18 protein-coding genes are annotated in these 15699 nt (G+C 61.4%); 9 read left to right on the forward strand and 9 right to left on the reverse strand.

The window, feature by feature from the left end:
• Positions 1-70: 70 nt before the first annotated feature.
• On the reverse strand, positions 71-2371 hold the full coding sequence (locus EN955_RS02610; RefSeq protein ID WP_024502371.1) for an FdhF/YdeP family oxidoreductase: 2301 nt from the start codon (positions 2369-2371) through the stop codon (positions 71-73).
• Positions 2372-2590: 219 nt separating this feature from the next.
• Here EN955_RS02610 and EN955_RS02615 point away from each other — a divergent pair, with 219 nt between their 5' ends.
• The 6 genes from EN955_RS02615 (at position 2591) to EN955_RS02640 (ending at position 5633) form a co-directional block, all read left to right on the forward strand.
• Positions 2591-2809: a hypothetical protein gene (locus EN955_RS02615; protein ID WP_013533184.1), complete on the forward strand. Its 219-nt coding sequence runs from the start codon at positions 2591-2593 to the stop codon at positions 2807-2809.
• Between the two features lie 84 nt (positions 2810-2893).
• Positions 2894-3124, forward strand: coding sequence for a hypothetical protein (locus tag EN955_RS02620; protein WP_013533183.1), 231 nt, complete (start codon positions 2894-2896; stop codon positions 3122-3124).
• 142 nt (positions 3125-3266) lie between these two features.
• Positions 3267-3722: a hypothetical protein gene (locus tag EN955_RS02625; protein WP_024502373.1), complete on the forward strand. Its 456-nt coding sequence runs from the start codon at positions 3267-3269 to the stop codon at positions 3720-3722.
• On the forward strand, positions 3719-4939 hold the full coding sequence (locus tag EN955_RS02630; RefSeq protein WP_024502374.1) for an Nramp family divalent metal transporter: 1221 nt from the start codon (positions 3719-3721) through the stop codon (positions 4937-4939). The genes EN955_RS02625 and EN955_RS02630 overlap by 4 nt, the downstream gene beginning before the upstream one ends.
• Complete coding sequence (locus tag EN955_RS02635) at positions 4939-5298, forward strand: hypothetical protein (protein WP_013533180.1); 360 nt, start codon at positions 4939-4941, stop codon at positions 5296-5298. Before EN955_RS02630 ends, EN955_RS02635 begins: the two co-directional genes overlap by 1 nt.
• Before the next feature lie 2 nt (positions 5299-5300).
• On the forward strand, positions 5301-5633 hold the full coding sequence (locus EN955_RS02640) for a hypothetical protein (RefSeq protein WP_024502375.1): 333 nt from the start codon (positions 5301-5303) through the stop codon (positions 5631-5633).
• Between the two features lie 30 nt (positions 5634-5663).
• Here the strand turns inward: EN955_RS02640 and EN955_RS02645 are convergent, their stop codons facing one another.
• From EN955_RS02645 to EN955_RS02655, 3 genes are all read right to left on the reverse strand, one after another.
• On the reverse strand, positions 5664-5990 hold the full coding sequence (locus EN955_RS02645) for a hypothetical protein (RefSeq protein ID WP_024502376.1): 327 nt from the start codon (positions 5988-5990) through the stop codon (positions 5664-5666).
• 90 nt (positions 5991-6080) lie between these two features.
• Positions 6081-6335 (reverse strand): DUF982 domain-containing protein, encoded by a 255-nt coding sequence (locus tag EN955_RS02650; RefSeq protein WP_013533177.1) that lies wholly within the window; start codon positions 6333-6335, stop codon positions 6081-6083.
• Between the two features lie 152 nt (positions 6336-6487).
• The gene (locus EN955_RS02655) at positions 6488-6667 is read right to left on the reverse strand and encodes a hypothetical protein (RefSeq protein WP_024502377.1); all 180 of its coding nucleotides are present in this window, start codon (positions 6665-6667) and stop codon (positions 6488-6490) included.
• A 163-nt stretch (positions 6668-6830) separates the two neighbouring features.
• Between EN955_RS02655 and EN955_RS02660 the strand changes: the two genes are divergently transcribed.
• Complete coding sequence (locus EN955_RS02660; protein WP_024502378.1) at positions 6831-7574, forward strand: DUF4142 domain-containing protein; 744 nt, start codon at positions 6831-6833, stop codon at positions 7572-7574.
• Positions 7575-7594: 20 nt separating this feature from the next.
• Positions 7595-8197 (forward strand): general stress protein, encoded by a 603-nt coding sequence (locus EN955_RS02665; RefSeq protein ID WP_024502379.1) that lies wholly within the window; start codon positions 7595-7597, stop codon positions 8195-8197.
• A gap of 436 nt (positions 8198-8633) precedes the next feature.
• Here the strand turns inward: EN955_RS02665 and EN955_RS02670 are convergent, their stop codons facing one another.
• The 5 genes from EN955_RS02670 to EN955_RS02690 form a co-directional block, all read right to left on the reverse strand.
• A complete protein-coding gene (locus tag EN955_RS02670) occupies positions 8634-9428 on the reverse strand; it encodes an N-acyl homoserine lactonase family protein (RefSeq protein ID WP_024502380.1) in 795 nt (264 codons plus the stop codon).
• 2 nt (positions 9429-9430) lie between these two features.
• A complete protein-coding gene (locus tag EN955_RS02675; protein ID WP_024502381.1) occupies positions 9431-10354 on the reverse strand; it encodes an NAD(P)-dependent oxidoreductase in 924 nt (307 codons plus the stop codon).
• Positions 10355-10426: 72 nt separating this feature from the next.
• Entirely contained in the window at positions 10427-12382 is a 1956-nt protein-coding gene (locus EN955_RS02680) for a (Fe-S)-binding protein (protein WP_024502382.1), read from the reverse strand.
• Between the two features lies 1 nt (position 12383).
• Entirely contained in the window at positions 12384-13352 is a 969-nt protein-coding gene (locus tag EN955_RS02685) for an electron transfer flavoprotein subunit alpha/FixB family protein (protein ID WP_024502383.1), read from the reverse strand.
• Positions 13353-13355: 3 nt separating this feature from the next.
• Positions 13356-14120, reverse strand: coding sequence for a hypothetical protein (locus EN955_RS02690; protein WP_024502384.1), 765 nt, complete (start codon positions 14118-14120; stop codon positions 13356-13358).
• Between the two features lie 314 nt (positions 14121-14434).
• On the opposite strand from EN955_RS02690, the gene EN955_RS02695 reads away from it, so the two are divergent.
• A complete protein-coding gene (locus EN955_RS02695; RefSeq protein ID WP_024502385.1) occupies positions 14435-15646 on the forward strand; it encodes a substrate-binding domain-containing protein in 1212 nt (403 codons plus the stop codon).
• Positions 15647-15699: the final 53 nt, after the last annotated feature.

The raw sequence follows: 15699 nt of genomic DNA on the forward strand, positions 1-15699 counted from the left end.
ACGGCCGCTTCTGTGCCCAACGGCGCGGTCGCCGGACACGTCTCTCCGGCCGGAACCGAGGCCTCCGGCCTCAGCAAACAATTCTTACGGGAACGGACTTGACGGCCGGAACGTGGGCCTCCTTGGCGCGATGCCATAGGGGCACCAGGGGATTGAGTTCCGGATAATAGCCGGCGCAGTTGCCTTGCGGCACGGAATAGGGTGTCACACGAAGGCCGCGCACACGCCGCTCCACACCGTCATCGGCATGCGTTTCGAGATCGATCTGCTGCCCCGCGGTCAGTCCGAACCGCTGGATGTCGGCCTCATTCATCAGCAACACCATGCGTGTACCGTGGATGCCGCGCAACCTGTCATCATAACCGTAGACGGTCGTGTTGAACTGGTCGTTGGATCGCACTGTGATCAGCGTCAGCACCTTTTGGCCCGAGACATCGATATCGGGATCTGTCTCCAGCGTGGTGGGCGGCTTGAAATTGGCCTTCTTGTTCGGCGTCTCCCAAATTCGCTTCGATGCCTTGATGTCGCGATGGAAGCCTCCGGGTGTCAGGAACCGCTTGTTGAACTGGCGGAAATGCTGTGGAAAGCAGCGCTCGATCTCATCACGGATGCGAGAATAGTCGGCAATCCACTTATCCCACGGGATCGAACTCATGTCTGGCACGGTGGCCTTGGCCAGCTCCGCGACGATCTTCGGTTCCGAAAGCAGGTTTGGCGAAACCGGCGGGCGCGATCCAAAGGACCCATGGATGCAGGCGGTCGAATCCTCCATGGAAACGGTCTGATCGCCGCTTGCCTGGCGATCTCTTTCCAACCGGGACAGGCAGGGCAACAGATAGGTTACTGCCCCCGGCAGGAGATGACTTCGGTTGAGCTTGGTCGCGATTTCGACATGCAGGCCAAGTCTGCGCCAGGCTTTCTCAACGAGGCCGGTTTCGGGCACGGCGCGGACGAAATTACCACCCAGGCCGACAAAGCCTTTCACCGAGCCGGCGATGACGCCTTCGCAAGTCTCGACCGTATCGAGGCCCTTCTCGCGCGGGGGCTCGAATGCATAGAACTCGGCGAATTTGTCGAGCGGAACGAGTTCAGGTTTTTCGGATATGCCGACGGTGCGCTGGCCCTGGACGTTGGAATGACCCCGCAGGGGCGAAATGCCGGCGCCGGGTTTTCCCATATTGCCCCGCATCAGCAGCAGATTGCACAACATCTGCACGTTTTCGGTGCCATGCCTGTGCTGTGTCAGACCCATGCCATAGTTGCCGATCACCGCATTGGACCGGCTGTAGACTTCGGCGACATGCTCCAGATCCGGTCGCGCAATGCCCGACCGGGCGACGATGTCATCCCACGCGGCAGCGCGCAGATAGGCCTCGAATTCGGCGAAACCATGCGTATGTTCCGCGATGAACCCGATATCGAGGATACGCGAGCTTCCCTGCTCGCGGGCCGCATCGTCGAGCGCGAGCACAGCCTTGGCGATGCCGGTCATGGCGGCGATATCGCCGCCGCCGCGGACCTGGAAGAAGTCGCTGGACATTTTCGTGCCGGGCCCCGGCGACAGCATGTCAACGGGATTCTGCGGGTTCTTGAAGCGCTTGAGCCCTCGCTCCGGCAAGGGGTTGAAGGTGAACACCGGCACATTGCGTTCACGGGCCTCCTGCAGCGGGTGCAACAGCCGCGGCGCCGTCACCCCGGTGTTGTGGCCGAAGAAGAACATCATGTCGCATTGCGAAAAGTCTTCGAGTTGTACGGTTCCAACCGGCGAGCCGATTGATCTGGGAAGCCCGACCGAGGTCGATTCGTGACACATGTTGGAAGAATCGGGCAGGTTCGACGAACCGTAGATGCGCGCGAACAGCTGATACATGAAGGAAGCCTCCAAAGAGGCCCGGCCGGACGTATAGAAAACCACCGATTTCGGATCGAGGCGCCGAAGTTCCATGCCGATCTCGGCGAAGGCTTCATTCCAGGACACCGGCTCGTAGCGGTCGGTGACGGCATTGTAGCGCAACGGATCGGTCAGTCGGCCCTGCTTTTCCAGCTCGCAATCCGGCCAATCGAGCAGTTCGGTGACGGAATGTCGTGCAAAGAAATCGGGGCCGCAGCGCAGCTTCGTCTGATCCCACAGCGTGGCCTTGGCGCCATTTTCGCAAAACTCGAAAGGCCGCGGCTCTGCCGGCTTGGCCCATGAGCATGAAACGCACATATAGCCGTCTGCCTTGTTCTGCTTGAGCAGAGTGCTCCATATCCCAGACATCAGAAGGCCTTCGCCATAGGCTTTACGGATCAAGGAAGACAGGGATCCCCAGCCGCCCGTCGGGTGGTCGTATTTCTTGATTTCGACATGATCGGTAACGGCAGGTTTCATGGCAGAACCTCGCAAGTGCGACTACCAAACCTCGCCGCTCGTTGATTGTTCCCCGCTGCCGGGATGGGAACGTCGCTGGTTCAATCCAATCCCGCCAATCCCGGATCGCCCCACCGCTGGAGGCCAGGCCGGCAAGCGCCAGACCCGGTCCTCACTGAGGGCGCTTGCCTGTGGAACTATTTCCGTCATGGGCTGTTCGGCGATGGAAGGAGCCGGAAAATGGAGCGACGCAACGCAATAATCTCGCTGGTGATAGCGGCGGTCATCATTGTCGGTTTCGTCGTCGGCTTTTTCTACGTTGACATGGGATGGCAGACCTCGCCGCTGAAACGCGCGCCGGAGCAGAACCAGGGCGGCAATGCCCCGGCGGATACCGCCCCGGCTGCCGGCGTCCAGAAAAATCCCAGGGAAAACACGGAAATGCCGGGGCAACAGTGATCGATGGCTGGCAGCAACAGGGGAGGGTGACCTGGCAGTAACGCTGTCGAACTGAGATCAACACAGTACCGATCTGGAGTGCGGATGATGGGCATCCTTTCCGACCTCGACAAGAAGCTGACGGACAATATGTACGAGCATGGCAGCGAACTCACCGATGCGGTTTCGGATCTGCCGGAAGCGGTTGTGGAAGCGGTCGAACGGCTGATGTTTTTCATCCAGCCCGACGCGCGCGACACAGTCAGAAGTCAGGTTCTCGGCCTCATTCACGAATACGGAATCCAAGACGCTTCGAGCGGGGATCGCCCCGATTGACGTTCAGCACCCCACTAGCAATCGAAACCTGATGAGATCGCCTCGTGCTCCGGATCGGGAGGCGCGGTTGTTGACGGACTCGTCGAGTGCTCTAGATCAGATTCAAGCCGGCCGCGGTTTGTTGCGTCGGGGAGACTATCCTGTGGCGCACCAAACGCCTGATTTGATCGTTAGCCGCCGCTATCTCAGGCTCGATTGCCTGTGCCTGCTTTTGCTGATGCTCTCGGCATGCTCATCTTCCGATCAGATCGAGCAGCAATCACGAACCGTGGCGTCCGCATCGCAGACCGTGTTGATGGCGCTGGACGCCTGGGCGGCAGGGGCGGCGCCGACCGCATACACGGTGGACACGCTGCAATCGATCGGCAAGACGCTTGCCGATGTCGGGGCGCAAATCCGGTCCGCCGAAACCAGTGAACCCACCGAGCAAGCTTCTCTGACAAAAGCAGTCAATGATTTGTCGGTCGCGGTGACGCGTGCCGAGGCCGGACTGCAGGCAGATGACCGGCTGGAAGTCCAAGACGCGCAACAGGATTTACGGCTGGCGTCGCGTGCACTCGCTACCGCCTACGCCAAATATTTCGCGCCGAAGCCATGAAAAAGCTCATGGAAATATCCCTCGGCGTCGTCACCAGCGTCGGCGGCTTCCTCGAAGTTGGGTCCATGGCGACGGCGGCGCAGGCAGGCGCGATGTTTGGCTTCCAGTTGATCTGGGCGGTGGTGCTTGGCACCGTCTGCATCATCTTCCTTGTCGAAATGTCCGGCCGGTTCGCGGCCGTGAGCCATCACACGATCTCCGACGGCATCCGCGAAAGGTTCGGTTTCAACGTCTTTCTATGGCCGTTGCTTGCCGCCTTGCTGGTCAATTTCCTGGTGCTGTCCGCCGAGATCGGCGGCGTTGCCATTGCGCTCGAACTGGCCACCGGCATAGGCTTCCGGTGGTGGGCACTGCCGGTGGCTTTGCTGGCGTGGCTGCTGCTCTGGAAAGGCACGTTCGGCGTCATCGAGAAGGGCGTGTCGTTTCTCGGTCTGGTGACGCTGTGTTTCGTCGTCGGAGCGGTGATGCTGAGACCTGATTGGACGGCAGTCGCAAGGGGCGCCGTGCCTTCGCTGCCGGTCCACGATGCCGCCAATTACTGGTTCATGGCGGTCAGCATTCTGGGCGCCTCGATATCGCCCTACCTGTTCATGTTCTATTCTTCGGGGGCCATCGAGGACCGGTGGGACAAAAGCTATCTCGGCGCCAATCGGGCCATAGCGGGGTTGGGCATGACCTTCGGGGGCACCATCTCGATCGGCGTGTTGATCGTGGCCGCTCTCGTGCTCGCCACGCATGGCGTCACCCAGGTGGACGACTATCACCAACTGCCGTTGATGCTGATCCCCATATTCGGCTTCTGGGGCTTCGTGCTGTTTGTTGCTTCTCTCGCCATCGCCTGCTTCGGCGCCGCGCTCGAGGTCGGGTTGCAACAGGCCTATCTTGTGGCCCAAGGGTTCGGCTGGAATTGGGGCGAGGATCGCAAGCCGCGCGACGATCCGGGTTTCAGCGCCATCTACACGATATCATTGCTGTTGGCGGCTATTCCCATCGCGCTTGGTCTTGACCCGCTGAGGCTCACCATCTTTTCCATGGCGCTGACGGCTGCCAGCCTTCCGCTGACCGTCGTTCCGTTCCTGTTTCTGCTGAACGACAAACGTTATGTCGGCGAGCATCGCAACGGCATTTTGTCAAATGCCGCCGTCATCTTCATCATCGCGCTTGGCTTCGTACTGGCGGTGGTGACCATCCCGCTGCAGATATTCGGAGGCACATGATGAAGTTGCTGCGTGATCTCCTGGACAAGCAGGTGGTCGACCGCGAGCAGGTCAAGGTCGGTAAGGTCGACGGTTTGGTGGCGCAGTTGCGGCCTGGCAAGCCGCCTCGGATCATTGCCATCGAACTCGGCTCCATCACCCTGGCGCGTCGCCTCGGCGCACGGCCCGGGCGCTGGATGGCGCGGCTCGCGGTCAAGCTGGGTGGCACGCAGCATGGCGAACCTCATCGGATCGCCTGGCGCAAGGTGAAAGATATCGGCATCGATATCGAGTTCGACATCGATGTGCGAGAAACGTCGATCTTCGCCTGGCAGGACTGGTTGCGCGACCATATCATCGGGCGCATTCCGGGAGCTTGATGATGATCACGGTCAATCTCGAGCATCTGGCGGGGCGGCGCGTACTCTCGCACCGCGGCAAGAATGTCGGTTATATCGAGGAGATCCGCGCCGAACGGGATGGTGACGATTTCGTCGTCACCGAATTCCACGTCGGGGTCTACGCTGCTTTCGAGCGTCTTTCGGCTTCGGCCATAGGCGTGGCGGTGCTGGATCTTTTCCGATTGCGCCGCCGCGACGGTCTATACCGCATTCCTTGGGACAAGCTCGACATCTCCGATCCCGCGCGACCGCGGCTGCTGTGCCCAATGACCGAACTCTCAGGCATGAAGGACGCGCCGGACCTCCAGGAATAGGTCGTGGGTGCTGCATCGTCGGGATTATTCTCATCGCAGCATGCTTGCCGCCAGGAAGACCACGGCTGCTGTCAAAACGACAGCTGCAATCACCAACACCGGCCAGTTGCCGCCAGGCCGCAGTTCCGGCTCGCCTTCGACCGGACGCATGGCATTGGCAAAGCTGGCATCGTTTTCGAATTTTGGACGAGTGCGCGGCGGACTTGTCTTAGCGACCGGATTTTGTGTGTCCGCGGCCTCTGCGTCTGTCTCAAGCGGGGCAATGGCGGGATCGAACCCCGGCGTCTTGTCGTGCGTTGCTCCTGCCTGAACTTCGCCTCTGGCCGCGGCAGGCGTGAGACCTGAAACCTTAGCCATAATCTCTCCCCTTCGAACCGATCTCGGCAGTATCGCACTTGCAGGCGCCAGCGGAACCAAGCTTGCATGCACTGAGGCGACCCGCCACGGTCAGACTTGCTCGCTCAGCAGAATCCTGGCGTCCTTGGCCGCAACGATGAACGCCTGTCGTGCCGCCCTTGTCGGCTTTTCGCCTCGCATGACGGCAAGGCACGCTCTGATCGCGGCAAGACGCCTCTCGGATGTCGGCTTTGGCCAGTCCCGCAGCAGCACTTCGGCTGCGTCCGACACCGAAACCACAACCCTGTCGCGGTCTATCCGGCCAGGTTGAATGACAATCGGCTTTCTGAAATGTCCAGTACGCACATGCCTCTCCAGCGGGATGCACTCTATTCGACACGCCGCTGCAAGAGTGCGCGTCGCGACGCGCTTTAACTCCGCAACCGTCGGTTTGTTCCAGAGCACCTGGCGTTTGAAACAACTAGCCGATGGCCATCCGTGCGCGCCCGTCCCAAGACTTACAACAGGTCCTTGCGAAGGAAGATGCGTGCGTGCCCTGGAATTCCGAATTCGACTTTGCCGAATTCCTCGAACCCATGCTGCATGTAGAATAGCGGCGCCTGGAAACTGCTTGTCTCGACCACGGCTTTTTTGCAGCCACGCTGGTTCATGGTGCCGGCGTTCCTGTCGCCTGTCACTTCTCCACATTTTCCGTCGATGTGGCAGATCTCACGCGAGATAATCCGGCAGCCTCATGCGTGGATCGTGGTGCTGCCGGGCCTGCAGGCATGTCGTCTGGGTATCGGAACAAAGCGCATCTTGGCCTGTTAGGGCGACGCATCCCAGGCAAGGACAAAGCCGATGAAAACACGACAATTTTTCGCATCGCTCGCCGCTGCTTCCATTCTTCTCGCCGTGCCTGCTTTTGCTGCCGACAGCGCCCAGGCCTTCGTCGACAAGGCTGCCATCGGCGGCAAGTTCGAAGTCGACTCGAGCCAGATTGCCTTGGGCAAGGTTCAGGACCAGAGCATCAAGGACTTCGCCCAGATGATGATCCGCGATCACGGCGCGGCCAATGCCAAGCTGGCAACGGTGGCCGGCGAACAAAAATTGAAAGTGCCGTCGGCGCTTGATGCCCAGCACCAGGGCGATCTCGACAAGCTCAAGAATGCGCAGGCACCGATCGATCCAGCCTATGTCGACATGCAGCGCAAGGCGCATGCCGACGCCGTCAAGCTGTTTGAAACCTATGCCAGCGGCGGCGACAACGCCGGGCTCAAGACATTCGCCCAGCAAACGGTCGATACGCTGAAGACGCACCAGCAGATGATCGAAAAGATCGCAGCCGGGCAGGACGCCATCACGGGAGCGACAACACCGGCGGTGAAGACCGACAATACCCCCAATGCCGCCGCTCTCGTTCCCGGCGCAAACAGCTTCACCGAAGCCCAGGCCAAGAGCCGCATCGAGGGTGCAGGCTATACCAACGTGTCGAAGCTTACCAAGGACGACCAGGGCATCTGGCGGGGCCATGCCACCAAGGCAGGCGAAGGCCTCGCCGTCGGCCTGGACTATCAGGGCAACGTCGTTGCCGCCAGCAAGTGAGCACGGATCAGGAGAAATCAATGAAAACGGTAACTGGACTGTTCGACAATTATGACGACGCGGCCGACGCGGTCCGCGAACTGGAAGCCACGGGCGTCCCGCATGCGAACATCAGCATCGTCGCCAACAACTCGGATGACTGGTACGAGGGCGACCGTTCGGAGGCTGCCGAGGATGCCGGGGCTGGCGCGGGGATTGGAGCCGTGATCGGCGGTGCCGGCGGATTGCTGACAGGGCTGGGGGTCATGGCCATCCCGGGCGTCGGACCTGTGGTCGCGGCGGGTTGGCTCGCCGCCACCGCGACAGGTGTCGTTGCCGGGGCGGTGGCAGGCGGTGCGGTCGGAGGCATTGTCGGCGCTCTGACGGAGTCCGGCGTGCCCGAGAACGATGCCCACGTGTATGCGGAGGGCGTACGCCGCGGCGGCACGTTGGTCACGGCCAGGGTGGACGATGAACTCATTGCAAATGCCGAGGAAATTCTGGGGCAATCCAGATCGGTCGATCTTGCCGAACGCCGCAGGGCTTACGAGGCTGGCGGCTGGACCGGCTTCGATGCCAATGCCGGCGAATATATCCCTGACGAGACCGATCGCGACAGCGCTCGGACGATCAATCGGCCTTGAACGAGGAGGTGTGGTCGCACGTACCGAACGACGAGGTTTCACGAAGTGTTACGGTTGGGAACATACCCGCAATTTTCCTAGCCTCTCAAGACGGTTTGCCGGCTTCAAGACGCAGGAAGTCAACTGCCCCTTCGAGGCGGTGGCGGGACTAGGCGAAACGAGATAAGACGGCTTCCGATCCTGACCCACGGAAACCTGGTCAAATCAATCGTTCCTGCGCCTCCGGACGTGGCCTGGCAGCTTGGCGTGACGGGCCATCGGCATACTGCCCGCTCAAAGGACCGTTACGGCCAATGAGGCTCGTGAGCGTGCATTTTTTGCTTTAAGATCTTGAATGTAAAAGTAATTCTCCGCGACGAGCTCTCGTAGCGCGGCGGCCCGCTAGCAAGGCCTCCTTTTCAAGTCGCCAGATCGCACATCTCTCGAAGCCACAGGCTCAGAGCAAAGGATGGGCAAGACTTACGATGTCCTCGACGTCCTGGCGGGTGCGCGCGAAGCGCTTGAGAACCAGCGGGTCATGACCTGGCACTATGTGAGCCGGGGAACTGGCGAGTTGTTGCATTCGCTCCACGCCGAAGATGACATCGCTTAGCCGATCGAAGACGGGAAACGGCGTCTGGCGTTCCATATTGGCGTAAAAATGGGCTGCATCGGACGCGATCACGACCGCGCCGTTCTCGGTTTCCACCCGCACCACCTGCAATCCGCGCGAGTGGCCGCCAACCCTGTGGAGCGTGATGCCTGGCGCGATCTGCGACTCCGAGTCGTGGAAGCAAACTTTTCCGGCAAAGACGCGCCGCACCATGGTGGTGACGTCTTCGGCCTCGAAGGGATGGCGCATGGCATGGTGGCACATGCAGCGGCTGGTCGCGAACTCCATCTCCGCATCCTGCAGGTGGAAGGTCGCGTTCGGAAACAGATGATGGTTCCCGCAATGGTCGTAATGCATGTGGGAGATGATGACGTCGCTGACATCCACATGGTTGATGCCGATTGCCGCCAAGCCGTCGTCGACGGGTCTGACGACACTGCGTCCGCGTTTGTCGCCGGTCGGCTTGTCGAAGCCGGTGTCGACGATGAAGGTGCGCTTCTGCCCGACGATCGCCCAGACGAAGTAGTCCAGCGGCATGGGAACGTCATGCGTATCGCCGCCGAGGAAATTCTCGCCCGAGCGGCGCTCGAAATGGCCGTAGCGAACGGCATGGATTTCATAGCGTTCGAATTGACCCATGATCAGCTCGCTTTGGCGACGTCTGGGGTCTGGGCTGAGCCGACCTCCACATGCGCCCATGTCTCAACCGTTTTGACCATACAGGTGAAATCGGAGTCCGGCCCGTAGAGCTGGTTCGTTACGCTCAGCAACTGGCGCACGGCACTGCCCACCACCATCGGCACGCCCATTGCCTCCGCCTCATCCACGCACAGCCGGACATCCTTGAAGGACAGGCCTGTGGCGAAACCGAAATCGAAGGTGCGCGGCAGGACGGATTTTGGGAACTTGTCCTCGGTGGCGCTGTTGCGGCCGCTCGAGGCATTGATGACGTCGATCATCACCTTGGGATCGAGGCCTGCCTTGACGCCCATTACGACCGCTTCGGAAGAGATCGCAAGTGCTGCCGCCGCAAGCAGGTTGTTGGCAAGCTTCATGGTCTGGGCGGAGCCCTGAACCTCGCCCATGAAGAATATCCGGCCGAAATTCTCGATCACCGGCCTTGCCGTTTCGAACGCAGGCTTCGGCCCCGAGACCATGACGGCGAGCGTGCCGTTGCGCGCGCCCTTCAATCCTCCACTGACGGGCGCGTCGATCATGGCGACGTTCCTTGCTGAAAGGCCTTCGGCAACCTTGGCGGCCATTCGCGGACCCGTCGTCGAGACGTCGACGAAGATGCGAACCGCCTTGCCCTCGGCGATGCCGCCTTCGCCGAGCACGACCTTTTCCAGGATCAGCGGGCTGGGCAGGCTGGCAAAGACGATCTCCGCAACATCGGCAACATCGCTCGCACCGGCGGCGGCTTTCGCGCCCGCACTGGTCAATTCCGCCACGGCTTTGCTGTCGACGTCGTAGACAGTCACTTCGTAACCAGCCTTGATGAGACGGGTCGCCATCGGCGTGCCCATTTTTCCGATGCCAACAAAGCCGATTTTCAGGGTCGACATGATCGCTCTCTCCTCTTTCAGGGCCGATGCCCATGCATGGCGTTTGGTCTCGATCTCCTGGATCGCATTCCGTCAGCTCGTTTCCACGGGGGGCATTTCGAGCGCCTGGCTTGTACGCGGCACGAGAAGTTCCGCTATGTCCACGGCCTTCAATCTGTCGGCGACGCCGAGCGCATCGATCGCGGCGGTGTACATCACCTTGTCCTTTGGGCAGGCGACGACGAAGTACGCGACGTCGCCCAGGCCCAGCGCTTCACGGATACGATTCTCGCTCGGCCGCTCGGTCACGCCGTCGTCGCCTTGCCAGATGCGGCCGCCGCCGGCGCCGCAACAAAAGGAGTTCTCGCGGCAGCGCGGCATGTCATGAAGCGTGTAGCCGGCAGCGCGGATCAGCTCGCGCGGCGCGTCGAAGCCGCCATTGTAGCGTCCAAGATAGCAGGGATCGTGATAGGTGACCCTGGCGCCGTCGGCGACATGCAGGTCGAGTTTTCCCGCCGCGATGAGTTCCGCCAGCAGCGCCGTATAGTGCAGCACCTCGAACGTCGCGCCGAAATGCTGATAGTCGTTCTTCAGCGCGTTCAGGCTATGCGGATCGGTGGTCATGATCCGGTTGAAGCTGCACGCCTTGATCTCATCGATGTTGGACTGAGCGAGCGTCTCGAACAGACCTTCTTCGCCGGCACGCCGCACATCATTGCCGCTGTTGCGCTCGGCATCGAAGAGAATGCCGAAGTCGACACCGGCTGCGGTCAGCAGTTCGGCAACCTTGCGGGTGATTTCCTGAACGCGCGGATCGTAGGAGGCGTAGTCCCCGACGAACCACAGCACGTCGACGGGTTCCTCGCGCGCGTCCTTGACCGGAAAGCCGAGCTCCCTGGTCCAGCGGGCCCGCATCTTGGAAGGCTTGCCCATGGAATTGCCGAGACGGGTCAGGTTCGACAACGCCTCCTGCAGACCGGGGCCGACACGGCCTTCGTCGACCAGATGACGGCGCATGTCGATGATCTTGGGTAGATGCTCGATCTCGACCGGGCATGCCTCCATGCAGGCGCGGCAGGTGGTGCAAGCCCACAGCGTCTCCTCGGAAATCACGCCGCCGACCAGCGGGGCCGCCGAAGATCCCACGGCAAGCGCGTCGCGCATGTCGGTGATCAGCAACTTCGGGCTGAGCGGCAGACCGGCCGCATAGGCCGGACAGACCGCCTGGCAACGGCCGCATTCGGTGCAGGACAGAAGGTCGAGCTGCTGTTTCCAGTCGAACTGTCCCAGGCTGTCGATGCCCGGAGCCTCGCGCGCTTCCGGGACCGCGGGCGCCAGGCCGCGCGGTTCGAGGCTGCGGAAGTAGATGTTGGGCGCGGCAAGAAACATGTGCCGGTGTTTCGAACCGGGGATATAGACAAGGAACGCCAGAATGGCGCCGACATGAGCCCAGTAGAACAGCTCTTCGCCCTGATGTGCCGGTATGCCGGCACGATCGAGCAAGCCAGCCAGCGCCGATGCGACCGGCCGCCACGAGCCGTCTGCGCCACCGGCAATGCGTGCCGCCGCCTCAAGCAACAGGGACGCCACGATCAGGACGATCAACACATAGATGATTGCCGCATCACTGCCGCTCGAGCCGTCGAAGCGGGCAGGCCGCAGCACGTAACGCTGATAGAGTGCAAGTCCGACGCCGACCAGCATCAGCACCGAAAAGACATCCTGCAGAGCGGCAATCCAGGTTTCGCCACCGATGGGCGCAAGTGAGAACCCGGGAAACAGCCGCGAGCCGAAGGTATCGATCGTGGCGGTGAACAGCACGAAGAACGAAATAAAGATGATAGCGTGAAGCACGCCGGAAAGCGGCTTGCGGAGCATTTTCCGGTGCATGCCGATGGCGACCATCACGCCCTGGAGACGCAGCATCGGGCGGTCGAAGCGAGCCGCTGCCGGTGCATTGGCAAGAGCAAACGCGTAACGGCGCGAGCGCCAGGCCGTCAACGCGAGTGCTGTGATGACCAGGATCCAGAGTGGCAGGGTCGATGCCATCTCAACGGCCAGAGCCGGCCCGCAGCCTGTCGCTCAGATTGGCGACGAGATCGAACAGGTCACAGGTCGCACCGTAATGCGCGACATTGAAGATAGGCGCCTTCGGATCAGTGTTGACGGCAATGATGAGGTCGGCCTGCGACATGCCCTCGAGATGTTCGGGCGCACCGGACACTCCGAGCGCCAGATAAAGCTTCGGCTTCACCTTCTGGCCGGATTTGCCCACTTGGCGCAGCTTCGGCAGCCAGCCATTGTCGACGACAGGACGGCTGCCGGCGATCTCCGCCCCCAGCATCGTCGCCAGATTGCGCGCAAGGTCGATGCTTGCCTCGTCGCCGATGCCGCGGCCCACGCACACGATCCTCTCGGCTGTCGTCAGATCGACGTCGGCATAATCCGGCACGTCGATGGCCACCATTCTCACCTTGCCGCTGGCGAGCGTGGGTTCGGCATCGATCGTCTGCACGCTCGCGGCGGCGATCGGGCCTGGCGCTGCCTCTGCGAAGGCCCCTGGGTTGATCATCAGAATGGCGGGCAGTTGCACTTCGCAGTCGGCGAGTATCTTGCCGCCATACATCTGCGCGACAACCGTCAGGCTTTCACCGTGCCGCTTGATTTCATTGACATAGGAGATGAGCGGCCAGCCGGTTCGCGCTGCGATGTCGGCTGCCACGTCCAGCCCGTTTGCCGAATAGGGTACCAGGACCAGGCCGGGGCTCTCGGCGGTGACGACATCGCGCAAAAGCACCGCATATGTCTCTGCGGGAATAACATCCGATTTTGTGGCGCGGGCCACTATCAGGCGATCGGCGGCGCCGAAGAGGGAGGATGCGGCTTCCGCTTCACCGCCGGCGAAAAAGGCGACGACCTCGTCGCCGGCCTGGGCGAGCGAGCGCGCCGCGGCGATCATTTCGAGGGAGAAGGCTTCGATCTTGCTGGAGTGGCCTTCGGTACAGGCAATCAATTTCATGGCTTAGTTCCTCGCCAGGCCCTTGGCTGCCAGGATGCTGACCAGCCGATCCGCGACTGTCTCGGCATCGCCGCCGAGATTCTCGCCGGAGCCGCCCTGGACTGGCAGGTGTAATGTGATGATCTCGGCGGAACGCTCGAAGCCTGAGGATTCGGGCGCGGCGCGGCCGATGGGCGTCTTGGATGCTTCGCGAAGCTTGCTGCCGGAGACATAGCGTGGCGCCTTCGACGCTGTCTGAACGCCCAGCACCGCCGGCGTGGCCAACTCATAGGTGACGGCGACACCGGCGCCGCGCTCTTGCGTGACCCGAAGCACGGCGCCGTTCGCAACGATACGGTTGGTTCCCGACACATGCGGCCAGTCGAGCAGCGCGCCGACATAGGGCGCGAGCTGGCCGAAGACATCCTCGCTCGATTGAACGCCGCACAGAACCAGGTCGGCCCACTTTGCCCGCGCCATCGCCGCGATGGAAGCCGCGATCTCACGTGAGGAGATCATGGCGTCCTCCTCGGCCTGAAGCGCGACGACTTCGTCGGCGCCGCGTGCGGCAGCCATCTGCAGGACACGGTTGGCGCCTTCGCCAACGGCCACCGCCGTTACCTTCGCGCCGCCGGCTTCCTTGAGCAGGATTGCTTCCTCGAGGGCATGATCGTCGAAATCGTTGAGCTGAAAATCCAGCCATTCCCGATCGATGCTGCGGCCGTCCTCGGCGAGCTGCAGCTCGCCCGCGGAATCCGGGATCATGCGCAAGACAACAAGAATATTCACGGCCTCTCCTCCGACGGAACGCACCTCAAGCGCCCGGCACCGGCTGCTAGATAAGTCGTATTCCTTGCCGCCCCCAATGGCGAAAAAGGTAATAGCAGCTATTACAAGACGGCAGATTGACGATCGTGGGTAATCGACTGCTAATTTGCGTCAAATCGCTTTCAGTCGAATTTTTCTGAATTGGAGGTTGTCAGGAAAATAGTCGTGCGATTTGCCCGGGATAAAAACATCTATTGTTTGTTTATACTGTCTCGTGTGCGCGATATCTGAGGAGAATTTTAGGCGTTCTGTCGAGCGTTCAGGAGGAGGAACCAATGTCAATAAAGAGCATACTAGACCACAAGATCTCGCGTAAGAGCTTCATCCGCGGCATGCCGGCCGTGGCGGCAGCCATGGCCGCCGCACCGGCCATCCAGCTCGCCCAGACCAGCGCAGCCGTCGCTTCAGAGCCGGAAACGAGGCCCGGCTACTATGGCGCGCCGCGCACCTGGATGTGGAACCCTAATGCCAACACCATGGTCGACACCTCAAAATGGAAGAAGGCGGGTCCGTATACGATCGGGTTCTCCAATGCTTCGATTTCCAATGCTTGGCGCGTCGCCTTCCAGCATGGCGTCCTCTGGTCCGCCGGCCAGCATCGCGACGAGATCGCCCATCTTCTCGTCACCGACGCCAACGACGACCCCTCCAAGCAGATCGCGGATATCCAGGATCTGATCAGCCAGGGCGTCGACATTTTGCTCATTGCGGCCTCGACCGAGGACGCGCTCGATTCCGTCGTCGGACGCGCAACCGAACAAGGCATCCCCGTTGTCATGGTCGATCGCAAGGTGAAGACGCCGGCCAACTACATCAGCTACGTCACGGCATCCGACTGGGCATTGGGCCGTCTCGAGGCGCAGTGGTTGTGCGAGACACTGGGCGGCAAGGGCAACATCGTGATGCTGCCCGGCATCGCCGGGTCGAGCGTCGCGGAAATCCGCATCAAGGCGAACGAGGAAGTGTTCTCGAAATTTCCCGACATCAAGGTGCTGGAGAAGCAGTATTGCGATTGGAACCCGGCAACCGGCAAGTCGGTGATGGCAGCGCTGATCCAGAAGCACGGCAAGGCCATCAACGGCGTCCTGGCCGACAGTGCGCTTCAGGGCTACGGCGCGATCGAAGCGTTTCTTGACGCCGGCTACAAGGACGGCGAATTTCCACCGATGACCGGCGGCGACGTTGCCCGGATGTATCAGCTGGCCAACCAGCACAACATCAAGATGGTCGGCATCGACTATCCGACGTCGATGGGCATCACCGGCATCGAGACCGCGCTCGACGTGCTCAAGGGCATCTCGGTCCCGGACAAGGTCGAGGTGAGCTTCCAGGTCGTCACGTCGCCGGGTGCGGATACGATCTCGGTCAAGGGCGACAGGCATCTGCTCGACCATGTCAGCATGAGCGATCCGGGTGATCTGTCGCCAAGCAACGGGCTGCCCGCCGGCTATAATCCGAGTACATTCAATCCCGACTATCCGAAGTAAGCTTCCCAAGCGAGCCGGTGCGCGCCCATCCTGGACGCGCGCCGGACGTGCAT

Source organism: Mesorhizobium sp. M7A.F.Ca.CA.001.04.2.1, assembly GCF_003998485.1.
Taxonomy (GTDB): Bacteria; Pseudomonadota; Alphaproteobacteria; order Rhizobiales; family Rhizobiaceae; genus Mesorhizobium; species Mesorhizobium ciceri.

Excerpts from the sequence above, each read along its gene's own strand:
- EN955_RS02645 (WP_024502376.1), bottom strand. The coding sequence starts at position 5,990 with ATGGCTAAGGTTTCAGGTCTCACGCCTGCCGCGGCCAGAGGCGAAGTT.
- EN955_RS02610 (WP_024502371.1), bottom strand. The coding sequence starts at position 2,371 with ATGAAACCTGCCGTTACCGATCATGTCGAAATCAAGAAATACGACCAC.
- EN955_RS02615 (WP_013533184.1), top strand. The coding sequence starts at position 2,591 with ATGGAGCGACGCAACGCAATAATCTCGCTGGTGATAGCGGCGGTCATC.
- EN955_RS02695 (WP_024502385.1), top strand. The coding sequence starts at position 14,435 with ATGTCAATAAAGAGCATACTAGACCACAAGATCTCGCGTAAGAGCTTC.
- EN955_RS02660 (WP_024502378.1), top strand. The coding sequence starts at position 6,831 with ATGAAAACACGACAATTTTTCGCATCGCTCGCCGCTGCTTCCATTCTT.
- EN955_RS02640 (WP_024502375.1), top strand. The coding sequence starts at position 5,301 with ATGATCACGGTCAATCTCGAGCATCTGGCGGGGCGGCGCGTACTCTCG.
- EN955_RS02685 (WP_024502383.1), bottom strand. The coding sequence starts at position 13,352 with ATGAAATTGATTGCCTGTACCGAAGGCCACTCCAGCAAGATCGAAGCC.
- EN955_RS02680 (WP_024502382.1), bottom strand. The coding sequence starts at position 12,382 with ATGGCATCGACCCTGCCACTCTGGATCCTGGTCATCACAGCACTCGCG.
- EN955_RS02670 (WP_024502380.1), bottom strand. The coding sequence starts at position 9,428 with ATGGGTCAATTCGAACGCTATGAAATCCATGCCGTTCGCTACGGCCAT.
- EN955_RS02665 (WP_024502379.1), top strand. The coding sequence starts at position 7,595 with ATGAAAACGGTAACTGGACTGTTCGACAATTATGACGACGCGGCCGAC.
- EN955_RS02675 (WP_024502381.1), bottom strand. The coding sequence starts at position 10,354 with ATGTCGACCCTGAAAATCGGCTTTGTTGGCATCGGAAAAATGGGCACG.
- EN955_RS02635 (WP_013533180.1), top strand. The coding sequence starts at position 4,939 with ATGAAGTTGCTGCGTGATCTCCTGGACAAGCAGGTGGTCGACCGCGAG.
- EN955_RS02620 (WP_013533183.1), top strand. The coding sequence starts at position 2,894 with ATGATGGGCATCCTTTCCGACCTCGACAAGAAGCTGACGGACAATATG.
- EN955_RS02630 (WP_024502374.1), top strand. The coding sequence starts at position 3,719 with ATGAAAAAGCTCATGGAAATATCCCTCGGCGTCGTCACCAGCGTCGGC.